Annotated in this window: 16 protein-coding genes; 2 read left to right on the top strand and 14 right to left on the bottom strand. The window is 40.5% G+C overall.

The features are described 5' to 3' along the window. Position 1: 1 nt before the first annotated feature. Both IEU65_RS03230 and IEU65_RS03235 read left to right on the top strand, forming a co-directional pair. A complete protein-coding gene (locus tag IEU65_RS03230; protein WP_147651813.1) occupies positions 2-1,645 on the top strand; it encodes an alpha-glucosidase in 1,644 nt (547 codons plus the stop codon). A 19-nt stretch (positions 1,646-1,664) separates the two neighbouring features. After that, on the top strand, positions 1,665-1,808 hold the full coding sequence (locus tag IEU65_RS03235) for a hypothetical protein (protein WP_010294197.1): 144 nt from the start codon (positions 1,665-1,667) through the stop codon (positions 1,806-1,808). 20 nt (positions 1,809-1,828) lie between these two features. On the opposite strand, the gene IEU65_RS03240 is transcribed toward IEU65_RS03235, so the two are convergent. From IEU65_RS03240 to IEU65_RS03300, 14 genes are all read right to left on the bottom strand, one after another. Next, entirely contained in the window at positions 1,829-2,614 is a 786-nt protein-coding gene (locus IEU65_RS03240) for an alpha/beta fold hydrolase (protein WP_010294201.1), read from the bottom strand. 62 nt (positions 2,615-2,676) lie between these two features. Further along, positions 2,677-4,086 (bottom strand): dihydrolipoyl dehydrogenase, encoded by a 1,410-nt coding sequence (gene lpdA, locus IEU65_RS03245; RefSeq protein WP_010294203.1) that lies wholly within the window; start codon positions 4,084-4,086, stop codon positions 2,677-2,679. A 2-nt stretch (positions 4,087-4,088) separates the two neighbouring features. Beyond that, positions 4,089-5,387, bottom strand: a complete 1,299-nt coding sequence (locus IEU65_RS03250) for a 2-oxo acid dehydrogenase subunit E2 (RefSeq protein ID WP_010294205.1) — start codon at positions 5,385-5,387, stop codon at positions 4,089-4,091. Beyond that, positions 5,380-6,360 carry an alpha-ketoacid dehydrogenase subunit beta gene (locus IEU65_RS03255; protein ID WP_010294207.1) on the bottom strand — a complete coding sequence of 327 codons (981 nt, stop codon included), beginning with the start codon at positions 6,358-6,360 and terminating at the stop codon, positions 5,380-5,382. The genes IEU65_RS03250 and IEU65_RS03255 overlap by 8 nt, the downstream gene beginning before the upstream one ends. 1 nt (position 6,361) lies before the next feature. Continuing rightward, positions 6,362-7,498, bottom strand: a complete 1,137-nt coding sequence (locus tag IEU65_RS03260; protein WP_010294209.1) for a thiamine pyrophosphate-dependent dehydrogenase E1 component subunit alpha — start codon at positions 7,496-7,498, stop codon at positions 6,362-6,364. Then, complete coding sequence (gene lplA, locus IEU65_RS03265) at positions 7,491-8,501, bottom strand: lipoate--protein ligase (protein WP_188352228.1); 1,011 nt, start codon at positions 8,499-8,501, stop codon at positions 7,491-7,493. Before lplA ends, IEU65_RS03260 begins: the two co-directional genes overlap by 8 nt. 101 nt (positions 8,502-8,602) lie before the next feature. Next, on the bottom strand, positions 8,603-10,066 hold the full coding sequence (gene murE / locus IEU65_RS03270) for a UDP-N-acetylmuramyl-tripeptide synthetase (protein ID WP_031941337.1): 1,464 nt from the start codon (positions 10,064-10,066) through the stop codon (positions 8,603-8,605). 207 nt (positions 10,067-10,273) lie between these two features. After that, positions 10,274-11,389 carry a tRNA dihydrouridine synthase gene (locus IEU65_RS03275; RefSeq protein WP_010294216.1) on the bottom strand — a complete coding sequence of 372 codons (1,116 nt, stop codon included), beginning with the start codon at positions 11,387-11,389 and terminating at the stop codon, positions 10,274-10,276. Between the two features lie 72 nt (positions 11,390-11,461). Then, entirely contained in the window at positions 11,462-12,052 is a 591-nt protein-coding gene (locus IEU65_RS03280; RefSeq protein WP_010294218.1) for a non-canonical purine NTP pyrophosphatase, read from the bottom strand. Beyond that, a complete protein-coding gene (locus IEU65_RS03285; protein WP_010294221.1) occupies positions 12,052-13,377 on the bottom strand; it encodes a bifunctional folylpolyglutamate synthase/dihydrofolate synthase in 1,326 nt (441 codons plus the stop codon). Before IEU65_RS03285 ends, IEU65_RS03280 begins: the two co-directional genes overlap by 1 nt. Positions 13,378-13,516: 139 nt before the next feature. Next, positions 13,517-14,443: an MFS transporter gene (locus IEU65_RS03290; RefSeq protein ID WP_242455648.1), complete on the bottom strand. Its 927-nt coding sequence runs from the start codon at positions 14,441-14,443 to the stop codon at positions 13,517-13,519. Between the two features lie 5 nt (positions 14,444-14,448). Continuing rightward, on the bottom strand, positions 14,449-14,757 hold the full coding sequence (locus IEU65_RS10360) for an MFS transporter (protein ID WP_228934186.1): 309 nt from the start codon (positions 14,755-14,757) through the stop codon (positions 14,449-14,451). Positions 14,758-14,803: 46 nt separating this feature from the next. Beyond that, on the bottom strand, positions 14,804-16,096 hold the full coding sequence (locus IEU65_RS03295; RefSeq protein WP_147651817.1) for an alkaline phosphatase family protein: 1,293 nt from the start codon (positions 16,094-16,096) through the stop codon (positions 14,804-14,806). Positions 16,097-16,192: 96 nt separating this feature from the next. Then, positions 16,193-17,137: an NAD(P)-dependent oxidoreductase gene (locus tag IEU65_RS03300; protein ID WP_010294223.1), complete on the bottom strand. Its 945-nt coding sequence runs from the start codon at positions 17,135-17,137 to the stop codon at positions 16,193-16,195. Positions 17,138-17,221 lie beyond the last annotated feature (84 nt).

Below are 17,221 nucleotides of genomic sequence, written 5' to 3' on the forward strand. Positions count from 1 at the left end.
GATGACAAAAATTAATCCACCATGGTGGCAATCCGCTATTGGCTATCAAATTTATCCACGCTCATTTCAAGATACAAATCATGATGGTATCGGCGATTTACAAGGTATTATTAAGCGCCTACCCTATCTTAAATGGCTTGGTATTGATTTTATTTGGCTAAATCCAATTTATACCTCACCAAATGTCGACAACGGTTATGACATTGCTGATTTTCAAAACATCGCTTCAGAGTATGGTACGTTATCTGATTTCAAAACGCTTATTGCAGCTGCTCACAAACAAGATATCCGTGTCATTATGGATTTAGTTGTCAACCATACATCAAATCAGCATGCTTGGTTCAAAGCAGCCAAAACCAGTCGTAATAACCCATACCACGATTTTTATATTTGGCAACCAAATCATAATCACCAGCCACCAAACAATTGGACTAACTTTACTGGAGATAGTGTTTGGACCTATAATCAGGCAACTGATGAATGGTATTTCCACTTGTTTGCACCAGAACAGCCTGATTTAAATTGGGAAAATCCATCTGTACAAACCGAAATTATCAATATGATTACTTGGTGGTCTGAGCAAAATATTGATGGCTTTCGTCTCGATGCGCTCAGTCATCTTAAAAAGGTTTCATTCGAGACACCACAACCCACTGGTGAACATCAATTTGATATTTTTGCTAATAATCTAGGTATCGAAAAATTTTTAAAACGCTTGCATGATACTTTTCAATCACTTCATTTGATGACTGTTGGCGAGGCTGGCGGTGTGCATGCCGACACGGCTAGAAATTGGACGGGACCACAGGGTTTCATTGACATGATTTTTGAATTAGAACATCAATCTCGTCAGTCAGAAGTACCGCCGCGCGCTGACATCAATCATTTACTTTCTAGTTTGACAACGTGGGAGAAACAACTAAATTCACAAGGCTGGCTAGGCATCTATCTAGAAAATCATGATCAGCCTAGATCATTAACTGTTTATGGTGAAAACAATCCTGTAGCAGCCAAAAGCTTGGCAACTTTGTTGCTCACATTGCGAGGCACACCTTTTATTTATCAAGGTGAGGAATTAGGCATGACCAATATGCCCTTTACCTCGCCAGACCAAATTGATGATCTACCAACTTATCATGATTTTCAACGCTTCAAGTCGGCTGGTATTGCAACAGATTTAGCTTTAAAAAAAGCAACAAGTTGGTCGCGTGACAACGCTCGAACCCCGATGCAATGGACAAAATTCGGCTTTTCCGACAATGCAGAAGATTCTAAAAAGACATGGCTAGTGACTAACCCTAACACGACAAAGCGTAATTACCAAGAAGATAGAGAAAATCCTGACTCAATACTGAATTACTATCGTCGTTTAATCCATCTCCGTCGAGATGATGACACTTTAAAATCTGGTGATTTTAAGTTAATCACTATGGAAAAAACTAACATTTTAGTATTTACACGAAATTCAACAGATAGCCAACGTTTGATTGTCATCAACTTGTCAGATGCCCCTCAAACAATTTCCCTGCCCGAACAACTACTCAATAAAGGCTGGCAGCCATTGATAGCGACCATTAATCCTATTCCAGAAATATCACAATCTATCCACTTACAACCTTTTCAATCTATTATCTGGTATAATTAACGTTTTAAAGGAGCAAATCATGGGTAGATATCAAATTGATTTTAAACAAAAACAAGCCGATGCTAAATACAAATCGGGTCAACAAACACAAACAACGAAAGCTGACAAAATCGCCGAAATTAGAGCAAAAATGGTCGCTAACAAAAAGCAATCCAAACGTTAAAAATACGTTTGGATTGCTTTTTACATAATTGTTCTAACAAAATTTAGGACTGCATCATTAAATTGATCTGGTGCCTCAATGTGAGGAATATGACCCGCTTTATCAATAGTGACACCTTGACCATTTTTTGACATGGCGACAACTGTTTCAACATGTGCCGACGGCCAAAGTGGCGAGTCTTGTCCAGCAATGAATAAGTGCTTCACCTGCTCACGACGTAACACATCACGCCAATCCTGCATTAAACTGTCTAATAGTAGTGGCTCATTGTATTGAAAGTCAAATGGTTGATAGTTATCAGCCAAAGCATGCTTGACTGTTTCTGACAGTTTCAATCGCGTTAATTTTGTATGCGGTAGTTTTGTCGCTGCTGTCCAAATCATCGTCAAATCAGCGTTAAAAATGCCATACGGCCAGCTATCATCTCGCAATATCTTTGGAAGCTGATCTTCAGTAATGATAGCTCTGACGTTGGCATCCCCATATAAGGATAAGTAAGCCCAAATTGTGCTGGCACCCATTGAATGTCCCATCAATATTGGCTTTTCCAGCCTCAATTGTGCCATTAATTCAGCTAAATCTTGCCCGTGCCGTGCCATTCGCATACCGTAGTCAACCGTATCGCTTTTCCCATGGTTACGACGATCATAAGTGATTACCTGTAAGCCAGCGTTTACTAGTGGTTCAACCTGCATCACCCATGTTGCTTGATTCCCTGAATATCCTTCAACCAAAATAATGGGCTGACCTGTACCAAATATTTGATAATCGAGTCTCACACCATCATTTGTCATCATTGTTGACAAAATCTGTTCCTCCAATCAAAACAAAGTCGCTACAAAAAGCAACTTTGTTTATGTCAAGCTTATTATATATGAATTGGTAAGCCATCCGCAACTTCAGCGGCATCCATGATGGCTTCACCCAAAGTTGGATGTGGATGAATTGTTAGGGAAATGTCTGTCGTCGTTAGACCATTTTCAATAGCTAATGACAATTCAGAAATCAAATCCGAGGCACCCGGACCAACAATTTGTGCACCCAATAGCGCTTTAGTTGTTTTATCACTTATCAAACGAATAAAGCCAACTGCTTCATCAATTGAAATGGCACGACCGTTAGCAGCAAATGGAAACTTCGAAATTGTAGCCGTTAACTGCTTTTCTGTCACTGACTCTGGTGTTTCGCCTGTTGTTGCTAATTCATAATTTGTATAGGCAACTGCTGGTAAGGAATAATGCAAGTCACGAGCATGCGCATCCCCAGAAATTGTAGCTGCAGCAATTTTAGCTTGAAAACTTGCCTTATGTGCCAATTGGGGCCCCGCTGTCACATCACCGATGGCGTAGATATGAGGCACAGTTGTCTGCATGTTATCAGTGATTTCAATCAAGCCACGATCGCTTAATTTAACATCAGTGTTGTTGAGACCAAGCGTATTGGTATTAGCGCGTCGACCAACAGCAATTAACAAATAATCACCAGAAACTGTTTGTTCTTGCCCATCTACTTCATAAGTCAATGTCACATCGTTTTCAGTTTGGACAGCGCTTTTTGCCATGGCTGAGGTAACAATCACCCCACCGCGTTTCGTGAAATCATCTATGACCGGTTTAGCCAGCTCTGCGTCAAATCCATTTAGCGTGTGATCCAAGCCTTCAATAATTGTGACCTGAGAACCTAGGTTAGCATAAGCACCACCAAGTTCAGAACCAATCACGCCACCACCAACAATAATTAACTTATTAGGTATTTCAGGTAAACTCAAGGCGCCAGTAGAATCAACAATTCGCTTACCAAATGGCAAAGCCGGAATTTCAATTGGGCTAGAACCAGTCGCAATGATAGCATTGTTAAATTGCAGCAATTCGTGGCCATCTTCTTGAACAACATTTAATGTTTCATTGTCATTAAATGATGCTTCACCCTGAATGATATCAACATGATGCTTTTTGAGCAACATTTTAACACCACCAGTCAGCGTGTTGACCACAGTATTTTGCTTCCAATCTTGTGTCTTTGACCAATCGATTTTTGCATCAGCTTGTGTCAAACCAAAAGGATTTTCTGATATAGCATCACGATAATGATGTCCCACATTGATTAAGGCTTTTGACGGAATACAACCGACATTTAAACAAACACCACCAATTTGATCACGTTCGATAATAGTCACATTTTGACCCAATTCAGCAGCGCGAATAGCGGCTACATAACCACCAGGTCCTGATCCGATAACAACTGTATCTACTTCACGTGCTTGTGCACCAACAACCATGATTACACCTCCATCAACATATAGGCTGGGTCAGCCAACAGCTGCTTCAAATAATTAATAGCTGACTGTCCTAACATGCCATCAATCAAACGATGATCATAACTCAATGACAACTTCATGTTTTGACCGACCGCCAATTCACCATCTAAACCAACAATGGGTTCTTTCAGAATTGATCCCAAGCCGAGAATTGCGACTTCTTTACCATTAATAATTGGTGTGAACCAAGTACCACGTGCCGAACCAAGGTTAGAAATTGTAATCGTACCGCCTTGCATTTGCGCTGGCTTAATTGTTCCTTCACGAACAGCGGTTGCTAACTCAGCAATTTCTTTAGCTATTGTCACGATTGATTTTTGGTCAGCCTGCTTAATGACTGGCACATAAAGACCACTTGGCGCATTAACAGCAATGCCCATATTGACATCGTCATGATAGACAACTTCTTGCGTATCCATGTCTAGACTTGCGTTGATTTCAGGGAACTTTTTAGCCGTTGCAGCTAACGCTTTTACCGCATAAGCCAAATAAGTCAAATGAATGTCTTGATCAGCCAATTGCGTCTTAAATGTTTGACGATGAGCGACCAATTTGCTAACTTCAACCGAATCAAAATTAGTAACCGTTGGAATAGTTACATTCTGTGTTGCCATTGCTTTAGCAATTGCCTTGCGAACGCCTGACATTGGTTGGCGACCTTCGCGTACAGGTTCAGGCACTTCAACATCTTTGGTCACTGCCGCTGTTGGTGAGGTAGTTGTTTCATTAGATGACTCACTTGAAGTTGCAGCTACCGGTGTATCCGTTGCTTGGTATGCCGTGACATCAGCTAATGTCACATGCCCATGACGACCCGTTGCTGGGACTTTAGTCAAATCAATCCCTTTTTCAAAGGCTAAATGGCGCACTGATGGCATAGCCAAAACATGTCCATTCACAACTTTTGATAATTCAGTCGCTGTCGGTGTTTGCGGTGTGACTGAAGTGGTTGTATCAACTGATGTGTCTTCAACTGTATCGCTGGCTGTTGGTTCAGCGCTCTCATCACTACTGTCGCCACTACCGTCGCCATCAAATTCAATCAATGAATCGCCAACAGAGACAGTTGTGCCTGCGTCAACAAACAGCTTGGTGACAGTACCTGCGTACGGCGATAAAATTTCTTGAATCAGCTTATCATTTTGAACTTCCGCGACTGGATCATCCATAGCCACAGTATCACCAACTTTAACTAACCACGACGTGATGTCACCCTCAGCCATGCCTTCGCCAATATCTGGCATTTTAAAAATCTCAGTCATAATTAACAACCTCCATCACTTTTGCAACAACATCATCAGGCTTAATCATCCAATCATTTTCTGCCTGCCCAAATGGATAAACTGAATCAGGCGCTGCAACACGACCGATGGGTGCTTTTAGGCTTAAAATAAAGCGTTCTGAAATCTCACCCATTACATTGGCACCAATGCCAGCCATCCGTTGTGCTTCTTGCACGACAACAACACGTCCAGTTTTTGTCACCGTGTCACCAATTGATTTGATATCCAATGGTGAAACAGTGCGCAAATCTAACACTTCTGCGGACACACCATTTTTGGCTAAGGCGTCCGCAGCCTTTAGTGCTACAGGTACACCGCCACCATACGAAATAATAGAGACATCTTCGCCTTCACGCGCCACAGCGGCTGTATCAAGCGGTGTTGTGTAATAACCTTCGGGTACTTCCCCTTTTAATGAACGGTACAAATGCAAATTTTCCAAGAAAACGACCGGGTCGTTGGATTCAATTGAACTCAGCAATAATCCCTTGGCATCAGCTGGATTAGCTGGCATTACAACACGAATGCCTGGAATCTGTGCCACCATACCCTCTAAATTATCTGCGTGCATTTCTGGTGTTTTGGTACCGCCGCCATATGGTGATCTGACAACAATTGGCATTTGGCGCGTGCCGTTGAAGCGGAAGCGGTTACGAGCCATTTGGCCAGCTATGGAATCCATCACTTCAAAAACAAATCCGAAAAACTGAATTTCCATAATTGGGCGGTAATTTTGCGTAGTCAAGCCAATCGCTAAACCACCAATACCGGATTCAGCTAACGGCGTATTGAAAACACGATCTTCGCCATATTTAGCCTGCAGACCATCAGTAGCACGGAAAACACCACCATTTTCACCGACATCTTCACCAAAAATAACAACGTCATTATCTTTTTCTAGCGCTAAATCCATCGCTTCACGAATTGCATCAATATAACTTTTAACAGCCATGTCACTTTCCCTCACTTTCAAACTTACTGATTTGTTCGGTCATTGCTTGTCCGGGAACTTCCAATGTATGCTTAATGAAATTAGAAATCTTTTGCTTGTCTACTTTGTCGGCGATCTTAATTTGCTCATCAATTAGCGCATTAACTTCGTCAATGTATGCACTTTCTTGCTCTTCAGACCAAATACCTTTTTCAGTCATAAACTTGCGCATACGAATCAGTGGCTCTTTTTGCCACCAAGCATCAATATCTGCTTGTTTCCGGTAACGTAGAGGGTCATCACCCGCTGTTGAATGTGGTTCTAGACGATCTGTTAGTGTCTCGATAAAGACAGGTCCTTTACCACTTGTTGCCCAAGCACGTGCTTCTTTAGCTGCTAAGTAAACAGCGATCGGATCGTTACCATCAACAACAATACTTGGTAAACCAGCTGCCCATCCTTTTGCTGCCAAATGCGTAGCTGCTGTTTGCAACGAACGGGGCGTTGAAATCGCATAACCATTATTTTGTGCAAAGAAGACGGCATTCGCCTTGTACGCACCCGCAAAATTCATGCCTTCGTAAAAGTCACCTTGCGACGTACCACCATCACCAGTATAAGCATAGGCAACGGCATCTTTATTTCTTTTCTTCAGTCCCAAAGCAATACCGGCTGCTTCAACATACTGCGCACCAATAATAATTTGTGGCATCCATGCATTAACAGGTTTACCCTCTTCCGTAGTAAATTCGTTTCCAAGTACATGACCGCGGGACCACAAAATGGCTTTCCAAATTGGCCAACCCTTAACCACAATTTCTGGAATGTCACGATAGCCAGGCATCAACCAATCATCATCATTAAAAGCATAAGACGATGCCATCTGTGACGCTTCTTGACCAGCAGTTGGCGCAAAGAATCCGAATCGACCTTGTTTAGCTAATTTAGTTGAACGAATATCTAATTGCCGGCTGAGCAACATTCTTTTGATAATGTTGACAAGATCTTCATCTGATAAATCAGCGCGCTTCAGCGCCTCTTCATCAACAATTTGACCATCATTATTTAATACAGACAACATCGGAAATGACGTGTCTTGTGCCTCTAATTGTGCTTGAAAATCTAGTATCTGCTGATTTGTTGCTGTTAGATCACTCATGAATTTTTACCTCATCTTTCTGGAAAAAAGTTGCTAATAGTTCATTATTTGTAATGCTACCAAAGTATTGTCCCCCACGATTCTGGTCAAGTACGGTCGAAACAGCTTCCGGTGTAAATGGTATTCCGACTAATGCTGGCTTGATTTCGCGCCAGTCGCGAACACCTAAGAAATCGCCAGTGAAGTTAATGTCTGTGATCCGACCATCATTAACATTGACCTGAACATCAATCGCACCTCCGTCAAATTTTGCATGATTATCATACATAAATTCTGGACTCTTGCCATAATTCCATGACCATTGTGAGAATTTTTGATCCCTTGCTTGCAAAATAGCCTTTTTTTGCGTGTCGCTTAATTGATATTCACCATCACGACCCTCATCACTCAAATAATATTGTAATTTGGCAATGAAGTCATCAATTGTTACCGATTCAGGTGCAAAATCTTTGATGTTGCCCACACGAGCACGCACCGACTTAGCTGCCTTAGAAATAAATTTTTCATCCGCAACATTTAGTGCCCTCACCATCGCTTCAACATCAGTATTCCAAAGTAAAGTACCGTGGTGCATCAGATAACCACCCGCATAGCGTTGCGCATTACCAGATACCTTCTTACCGTCAATTTCCAAATCATTTCGTCCGGAAATTGCCACTGGAACGCCAACTGATTCCAAGGCATCAGCCATCGGTTTAACAAATTGTTGAAAATTAACATTTGCACTATTTGCAACCGGTACAAAAAATGTGAAGCAAATATTACCTAAATCATGATAAACAGCGCCACCACCTGATACGCGACGGACAACTTGAACATCATGGCTATCAACATAATCTTGATTAACCTCCGCAAACGTGTTCTGATTCTCGCCGACAATGATGGCCCGTTTATTTTGCCACAGTGCAAAAACTGGCTCACTTGGGTGCAAGTTTTTCAGTAACCAAGCATCCATGGCAATATTGGTATAGGCATCATTACCAAAATAATTGATGAATTGCATAACTTTTCTCCTTTTGTAACTGCTTACATATTACACTTTTATTATACGCCTGTTTTCAGAAAATGACGGCATTTTTTGACAAAAAAAAATCCTACCGGATTTTATAGTTGCATCTTAAATTGTTTAACAACGGCATAATCACCGATGTATGGCACATCTTCACCATTAATTTTTTGGTAGGGATCTTCGCCTTTTCCTGCCACGATCACAATGTCATGCTGCCCAGCATTAGAAATAGCCTTGTGAATTGCTTTAATCCGATCCATTTCAAAATGAACGACTAATAATTGATTATCAATGTGTTCAGCAATTTGGTGAGCAATGTCAAGCGGATTTTCAAATTGTGGGTCATCAGCTGTCAAATAAACAACGTCAGCCAATTCACTCACTACACGACCAAAATCGGCACGTCGTGACACCCCTTTATTACCTGGCGAACCCACTACCACGATGACGCGACCTTCGGGTGATTGCGACTGAGCAAACTTTAACAAGGCCCTCATGGACGCGTAATTATGAGCATAATCCACAAATGCAATGCCGTGATTTGGAATTGGTAGGCTCAACATGCGACCAGGAATGAACACTTCGTCCAAACCTTTGACCATTGCCTCATGCTTAACGCCAGCAAACGCGACCATCATCATCGCAGCTAAAGCATTTGATTCATTAAAGTCACCAGGTAAATTCAGACGATATTGCCCAATCATTTCTGGAAAGTCGCTTTTGGTTACAGTAAATCGACTCTCATGAATGGCACTCTCTTCGGTTGTTATCATGCTATGACTGTACAAATAAACTTTATCATGCTCGGCTTTAGCATGTGCATAAATTGTATCAAAATGGTCTGTCTCCGCATTGATAATCACTTCATCTGAGTGATCAAATAACATCATCTTATGAGCCAAATAATCTTCAAAAGTCGGATGTTCGTTTGGTCCAATATGATCTGGTGAAATATTTAAAAACGCACCGACATTGTACCGCAACGCATAGACACGGTTTTTCAGATAGGCTTGTGAGCTGACTTCCATAACCAAATGTGTCATGCCATTATCGACCGCTCGGCGCATATCTTTAAATAATTCATAAGACTCGGGTGTCGTTAAATCCGACTTTTTCTTATCTTGAGGTTCTGGACCCGTAATACGATCAACGGTTGAAAAAAGTGCCGTATGATTGTTTGTTGCTTCTTTAAGCATTGTATATGCAAAATAAGCTGCGGTAGTCTTTCCTTTTGTACCAGTGACAGCAGCAATCCAAAGGGACTTTTGAGGATAGTCAAAAAAAGCCATTGACAATAATGATAACGCTTTTTGGACGTTGGTAACCTGCCATTGCGGTAAATTTATCGTTAGGGGTTGCTCAACAATCAATCCGGTGACACCTTGGGCATCGGCTAAATACTCTGACTTAAAGGCACCTTTCACGACAAATAATGTATTATTGCGTACTTGACGTGTATCATAATGCAAAAAGTCAAATGTCGCGTTGACATCAGCCGATTTGATTAACAAATGATGTTCAGTTAAAATATCTTCAATTTGTTGCGATGTTAATTTTATTTGTCTCAATTATTCTTACCTTTTTTCATATTGGCACTCGATATAATACTGACTACAATTATACCATCTTCGCGTGAGATGCCATGACATTCTAAACGCTATTCAACTAAAAATTAACCTTAAAAAATCATTTTTAACTCAAAATTAAAAATTCAAACACAAGAATACCTCGCATTGTTTCAAGGTTTGCGTTTGAATATATTGTCGTTAATCAGTTTCACTGGCAACCTTACGAGCAGTCGCCGCTGCCATATCTGCGCTTGCAGCGGCATTATCTCGGTAAATATGTTTGTCATTAGCAACAGCATCATAAACTTTAGCTAATTCACGTGCCAAAACAGTACGTACTTCATCAGTCGAATGCGTTTCCATCAACATTTGCCGTAAAGCAGAAGCATGCGCGAATCCACGCAAGTATATTTTGAAATAGCGTTTCAAAGCCTCAAAATGTTTGGGCGTAACGGTCGCATTGACCTCATCAAATAGATCTAACTGCAAGTTTAATAAATCAATTGATTCTGTCAAAGTGTGTTGGCGCGGACTTTTTTCAAACGCGTATGGATTCTCAAAAATACCTCTGCCAATCATAATGCCATCTAATCCAGGATGAGCTTTCGCTAAGTCCAATCCTTGTTGACGCGTTTTGATATCACCATTAATTTGGATTAAAGTTTGTGGTGCAATATCATCGCGCATCGCCAAAATGTCATCGATGAATTCAAAATGAGCCGGTACTTTTGACATTTCTTGTCGTGTGCGCAAATGCACTGTTAGTACAGCCACATTTTGTCGCAAAATGATGGGTAACCATTCTCTAAATTCTTCAGTCTTGTAGAAGCCTAAACGCGTTTTAACTGAAACAGGTAGACCAGATTGCTTCGCCGCAGCCACAATTTGTCGTGCCAAATCTTCATGACGAATCAAATCCGAACCCGCGCCGTTTTTAATCACCGTTGCATCAGGGCAACCCATATTGATATCAACAGCTTGGTACCCCATTGAGGGTAAAAGTTTAGCAGCGCCAGCGATATCATCTGGACGTCCGCCCCAAATTTGTGCAATCGGTTGCTGTTCATTTTCCGCTACCGCTAGACGACCTTGTACTGAAAATTTGGCCTTTGGGTGAATCATGGAACTGGCATTTGTGAATTCAGTATAATAGACGTCAGGAGCGCCTGCCTTAGCCACTACTCGGCGGAAAATAGTATCAGTAACTGCTTCCATAGGTGCCATACTAAAAAAAGGTTGCTTTTGATCGTGACCCATTTGTGCATTTGCCACGACTTCATCCCAAAATGGCAATGTTGTTGTTGAATTTGACATATTGTGTTGCCTCATTATTTTATATTATCTACAAAAAAACATCTCTCCCATTTTACCACGGGCTAGATGTTTTCACAAAAGATTCACAAGTGCCTGCAAAGCGCGAGAACGGTCGTGATAATCAATTACGTCATTAATTGACATTTCTGACAAAGTCAATCCATTTTCAGCTTCAACAATATTGTCTAAGCCATCAATGTAATCACCTCGTCGACTATTTTCTGCAATCCGAACGCCACCTTTGCCTTGTGCCGTTAATAAACGATTGTTCGGCGTTGCTAAGCCCATCACGGCCAATAAATAACCCGATCGATCTATTGATGGTTGACGCAATAAATCAAGAATATATTGTTGCTCTGCTTCAGTTCCTAAGATACCCTCAGCTTTGAACTCTCGCGCTGTCACAACACCAAAGCGATCCGGAAAAGCTGACAAATATAAGCCAGTATCATCTGATAAAACGTATTCATCAGGTAAATACTGATGGACAAATTGTGCCTTAACACGAGCATTTTCAATTTGAGAAGTCGTGGTTTCTGCTGGAAAAACTAATGTTTCGCCTAGAACATTTCGATAATTTTCGACTTGATGTCCCATCGCCTGCGCTAAAACGGCCACTTCTTCCGTTTTGGCAGTATTATTTGAAGCTAAAACAAATCGCATTAAATGCCTCCTTCTCTATGAATAGCACTCAAGGTATAAAAAGAACCAGTCACCACAATTAACGCTTTTGAGGATTCACGGACCCTCATGGCCAATGAAATTGCTGCCGAAGCATCGTTGGCAACCTCTACTTCAATATTGGGATAATCCGACAAAATATCGGCTGCTAGTTCATCTGCTGATAAAGCCCGTGTTTTATTATTAGGTGTAACCGTAATGACCCGTTGCACAAAAGGTACAATTTCATCCAACATTTCGTGATAGTCTTTATCTTTTAGCACGCCTAAAATCAATGTTGGCTTGATTTTCAAGTGCCAAGCATTCAGCGCCGATACCAGTCCCCTAATACCATCAACATTGTGAGCTGCGTCAAACAAAATGTTGGTGTCTTCATGATAATTCATGCGACCTAATATTCTGACATTCGCCAATCCTTGTTTTGTTTTTGCGCGGTCAAAGACCATGCCTTTTTCAATCAATGCTGCTTTTATTTGTAAAACAATACTAAAATTGTGAACCTGAAAAGCACCAGACATACTTAGAAAATAGCCACTCTCGCCATTAATACTCAAATCTAATCCAGCTGGCGTTGTATTTAAAATTATAATTTCATCACGCTTGTGCTCGAACCATCGGGCGCCAACAGCCTCTGTTCTAGCTCTCAATACTTTCGTAGCGTCAATATCTTGACCGGCGTAATTAATAACCCATGTCCCTGATTTAATTAACGCTGATTTATTATCGGCTATTTCTTTAATGTTGTGACCCAATAGATTTTGATGATCAATGCTAATTTTGGTGAAAACCGTCAACATTGGTACCTCAATGGCATTTGTTGCGTCTCGCAAGCCACCTAAACCAGCTTCAAAGATAACGATATCAACACCGTTGTCCACAAAAGCCAATAAGGAAATAACAGTCAAATATTCAAAGTACGATAAATAATCAATTGCATGTCCGTGGGCGGCAAATGTTGCCACAACTTGATCATAGTAAGTCAGAAAATCTTGCTTGGTAATCATTTCCCCGTTAATACGAATCTGTTCGCGATCATCCATGATGAAAGGACTAGAAAAATGACCATAAGTGTAGCCATTAGCTTTTAAAACAGCACCCAACATGGCGCCTGTTGACCCTTTACCGTTCGTACCAGCAATCTGAATGATTTTGAGTTTAGTGTCAGGATGGTCTAACCAACTGAGAACTTCACGTAAAATGGGCACACGTGTGTCATCAATCACGCGCCAGGTTTTGTCAAAACTTTTAATTACCTTTTTATAGCGGGCTAAAATTTTGGTTTCACGTTTTTCTAACTGTTTATCCACTTGACTTCTCCGAAAAAATAACTTAAATATATCTTAACATATATCACGTCTGTGTTAAATTGATTTGAACGAACAATCCTACTACGTCATCAAAAAAAAGCACCAAACATGGTGCTTCAGTACAAAAACTGCATGTATATTAGTCGGCACGGGTTGGCGTAAATATGAAGACAGCCAAACCGACACCAAATAGCACAATTAATGATCCAGCCGCTAATTGCACTTGCCCAGTCATTTGTGCGACTGTTCCGAACAATAAGGGCCCTAATATGGCGCTAAATTTTCCAAATATATTATAAAACCCAAAAAATTCACTGGCTTGGTCTTTTGGTACCAGCTTACCGAAATATGATCTTGATAGAGCCTGTATACCACCCTGCGATGTACCGACCAAAATAGCTAATACAAAAAATTCTATCGCATGATGAATGAACAACGCATAAATGGTAATACCAATATAAATGGTAATGCCGCCGACCAAAACTTTGCGTGTACCAAAATAGTTTGCCAATCGCCCGTAAATAATCGATGATGGGAAAGCTATAATTTGAACTGCCAATAAAACGGTTAATAAAGTTGTCATTTTGATGCCAACAGCAGCGCCAAACATTGTTGCCTCAGTAAAAATTGTATTAACACCGTCGATATAAAAAAAATAGGCTAAGAGAAACCATGCAATATCTGGATATTTGGCAATATTTTTGATTGTTGTTATTATTCTTTGTATGGCTTCTGTGAATGGTTGTTGCGGCGTAGGCAAAAAATTCACTTGGTTTACTGTACGCCACATCGGAATCGTCCATAACAACCACCATACTGATGCCAACATAAAAGCAAACATAACCCCTGTTGTTGGCGTCATCAGTCCTCGCAATAAATAAAAAATGACAAAAGGTATTACACCACCCAAGTATCCAAAACCATAACCAGCGCTTGACACGCGATTCATACGTATATCAGTTGTAACATCTGTTAAAAAAGCATCATAAAAAATATTTGCAGCGCTATAACCAATATTAGCAAGCATAAAAATAAATAATAACCACCATATTTTATTATCAGGCACCAATGCTAAACCAACGGTTCCAATAATACAATAATACCAATCAGCGTAAACCAAGTAAATAATCTTTTTTTGAATCCAGCATAATCCGCAATCGCACCTAAAATTGGCGCAGCAATAGCGACCAAAAAAGTCGAAAAAGCGTTAGCATACGACCAAAAAGCTGTTGTCTGAGCGCCGGAAAAGCCTGTGTTTTGGCCCACTTTGACCACCCAAATTGGCAATACTGCTGTCACCACAATAATACCAAAGCTAGAATTGGCCCAATCATACAACACCCAACTTTTCTCTTGGGTAGTTAATCCTCTATTTTGCACATCACTACTCCATTACATGATATAAAGTCCATATATGACACCGGGCTTATTTTTTAATTACTTTTTCCAAGGGTATCCCATCTAACACATTCTCAAATTCAACATCCAAAAATTTAGCAAACGTGGGTGCTTCATCAACCAAACGCGCATCCTCAATCGTAATATGTTCGACATCTGGACCAGCTAATACCAATGTTGTCTGATAATCGGACTTATCTGGTCGAAAACCATGGACCGCTTTATAGCGATCACTCGTGCCCAAATCAGCATCATCAGTCGCTTCAACGACCGCTGAACGGTTAACTTCATCAGTAAAGAAATAACCATTTTGTGCCTCAATAATGAAAGCGGCTTCTGGATTGATATGCCATTTGATCAGATCACTTGGCTGATAAATTGTTTCAACACCTTGAACTTGGTTAACAATTGACCGAACCTTATCTTGTAAACTATCATCTTTGATATAGACATATGTCGATCCATCAGTGGTCTTGGCTAACACACGCCAATCCCCATCAATTAAGCCTTTGTCAGTGACAACTAACCAGCCTTGCTCGGCAAACAACTGATTAAGATGAATCATATGATTAACATCAATTTGGAAGTGATCACCAAGAACAACAAAATTCGTATTTTCAAAATTACCAGCCTCTTTTGTGGCTGCCATTAATTCGCCAAGATGCGCATCAAGACGCTTTAAAGCAGCGTAAGCCTCTGCCGAACGCACCCCAAACTGATGACGATGTGCATCCATATCAACTAAATGAATAGCTAACAAATCTGGTTTTTTATTTTTTATCGTATCAACCGCAGCAGCGGTAATAAAATTATCCAAATTAGGTTGCTTAATACCGTTACGCAATTGACCAAAACGACGGTTCATATCAAACATAAAATATGGGGTACTGGCATTAAATGACACCAACACTTGGTTCGTCCAAATTCGATTAGGAAAAATCTCAGCAATATTCCAAGTAATTGGTGCTTTTGCCGACACCGGCCACAAAAAAGCTGCCGTTTTGAGTCCTTTTCGATGCGCTAAATCAAATAAAGTAGGTACTTGAATATCTTTAGCATACCAATACCAGTCTGGTGAGTCACCACGTTCTGGTTGTATTTTAGTGTTATTAACAATACCGTGCTTTGCTGGATAAACACCTGTCATAATTGACGTATGCGATGGATAGGTTAAAGTTGGATAAATGCCTTCCACTTTTTTGACATGAGCCCCACGCTGTATTAACTGCGCCAAATTAGGCATCATCTCAAGATGTTGAGCGACATCCTCAGCCCCCAATGCATCAAACGACACAATTACTAGTGGATGTGTTAAAACCATGAATAAAATCCTCTCTACTGGCGTTGATTGGACGTCATTTTTTTCAATAATCTTTTTAAATTAGCATTTTTTATGCTAGTAAAGCAATTAATCAATTTAATATCCTTTGTTCAAATCAACCACATTTTGGACAAATGTTTGGTCTTTCATAAAACTAGGTACATTTTTTTCAAAGAGCCTGAATAAGCCACCTACCCGACCCGCATTAATATTCTCCCCCCAACTGGTATGTTGGGTTAGCAAAATTTGTGGCCGTTCAAATAACGGATGATCATGAGGTAATGGTTCAGGCGTTGTTACATCTAACGCAGCATATTTAACACGAGAATCATCAATTGCTTCAAGTAAAGCGGATTGATTCAAAGTGGTGCCTCGTCCAATATTTATAAACAAAAAGAGTTGGTTAAACTGCGCAAAGAAATGATCATCAAAAAAATTCTCTGTATCTTTTGTCCCAGGTAGCCCATCGACAATGACTTGTGCTTTAGCTAAACCAGCTTGATAGTCCGTCATTGGAAACGTCTCGTCAAAGCCTGCTACTGGTCGCCCACTTGTGTTGACACCATAGACTTTACCACCGAAAGCCTTGATATGATGGGCAATTTGTTGTCCGATTCGACCTGTACCAAAAACTAAAACAGGCAATTCACTAATTAAATATTGATCAGTGAATGGTTCCCAGTGAGTACGTGTAGCATAGACATTTAATCCCCGAGCAAAATATAGCAAATAACCCAATACTGTTTGAGCGATTGGCAATGCTTTCAAACCACTCGCATTTGTGACAGTGATACCACGCTGTGCTAATAAAGATAACGGTAAGTAATCCACACCTGCAGACTGTGCCTGAATCCATTTTAATTTGGTATTTGGTAAGCTTAATATTTTGCTGCCGATGGTGTTATCCCAAGCATAGCTAATAACTACTTCTGATAGTTGATCATCAGTTATTGTGTCAGGTGTCACAACATCAATATCATACTGCGCAAGAAAATCTCTGTTTTCTTGCGTCAGTGCCTTAACTGCAAGTAGTAATGTCATTTTAATCTCCAATTCTGGTTAACCCCATTAATTATAACCTTATTATACATGATTTGTTTAAACTGCACATGGTCGCCTTGAAAA

This window comes from Leuconostoc pseudomesenteroides KCTC 3652, assembly GCF_014634745.1.
Classification (GTDB): domain Bacteria; phylum Bacillota; class Bacilli; order Lactobacillales; family Lactobacillaceae; genus Leuconostoc; species Leuconostoc pseudomesenteroides.

Bases quoted from the DNA above. Each gene is read 5' to 3' on its own strand.
- IEU65_RS03230 (WP_147651813.1), top strand. From the start codon at position 2: ATGACAAAAATTAATCCACCATGGTGGCAATCCGCTATTGGCTATCAA.
- IEU65_RS03235 (WP_010294197.1), top strand. From the start codon at position 1,665: ATGGGTAGATATCAAATTGATTTTAAACAAAAACAAGCCGATGCTAAA.
- lpdA (WP_010294203.1), bottom strand. From the start codon at position 4,086: ATGGTTGTTGGTGCACAAGCACGTGAAGTAGATACAGTTGTTATCGGA.
- IEU65_RS03250 (WP_010294205.1), bottom strand. From the start codon at position 5,387: ATGACTGAGATTTTTAAAATGCCAGATATTGGCGAAGGCATGGCTGAG.
- IEU65_RS03255 (WP_010294207.1), bottom strand. From the start codon at position 6,360: ATGGCTGTTAAAAGTTATATTGATGCAATTCGTGAAGCGATGGATTTA.
- IEU65_RS03260 (WP_010294209.1), bottom strand. From the start codon at position 7,498: ATGAGTGATCTAACAGCAACAAATCAGCAGATACTAGATTTTCAAGCA.
- lplA (WP_188352228.1), bottom strand. From the start codon at position 8,501: ATGCAATTCATCAATTATTTTGGTAATGATGCCTATACCAATATTGCC.
- IEU65_RS03275 (WP_010294216.1), bottom strand. From the start codon at position 11,389: ATGTCAAATTCAACAACAACATTGCCATTTTGGGATGAAGTCGTGGCA.
- IEU65_RS03280 (WP_010294218.1), bottom strand. From the start codon at position 12,052: ATGCGATTTGTTTTAGCTTCAAATAATACTGCCAAAACGGAAGAAGTG.
- IEU65_RS03295 (WP_147651817.1), bottom strand. From the start codon at position 16,096: ATGGTTTTAACACATCCACTAGTAATTGTGTCGTTTGATGCATTGGGG.
- IEU65_RS03300 (WP_010294223.1), bottom strand. From the start codon at position 17,137: ATGACATTACTACTTGCAGTTAAGGCACTGACGCAAGAAAACAGAGAT.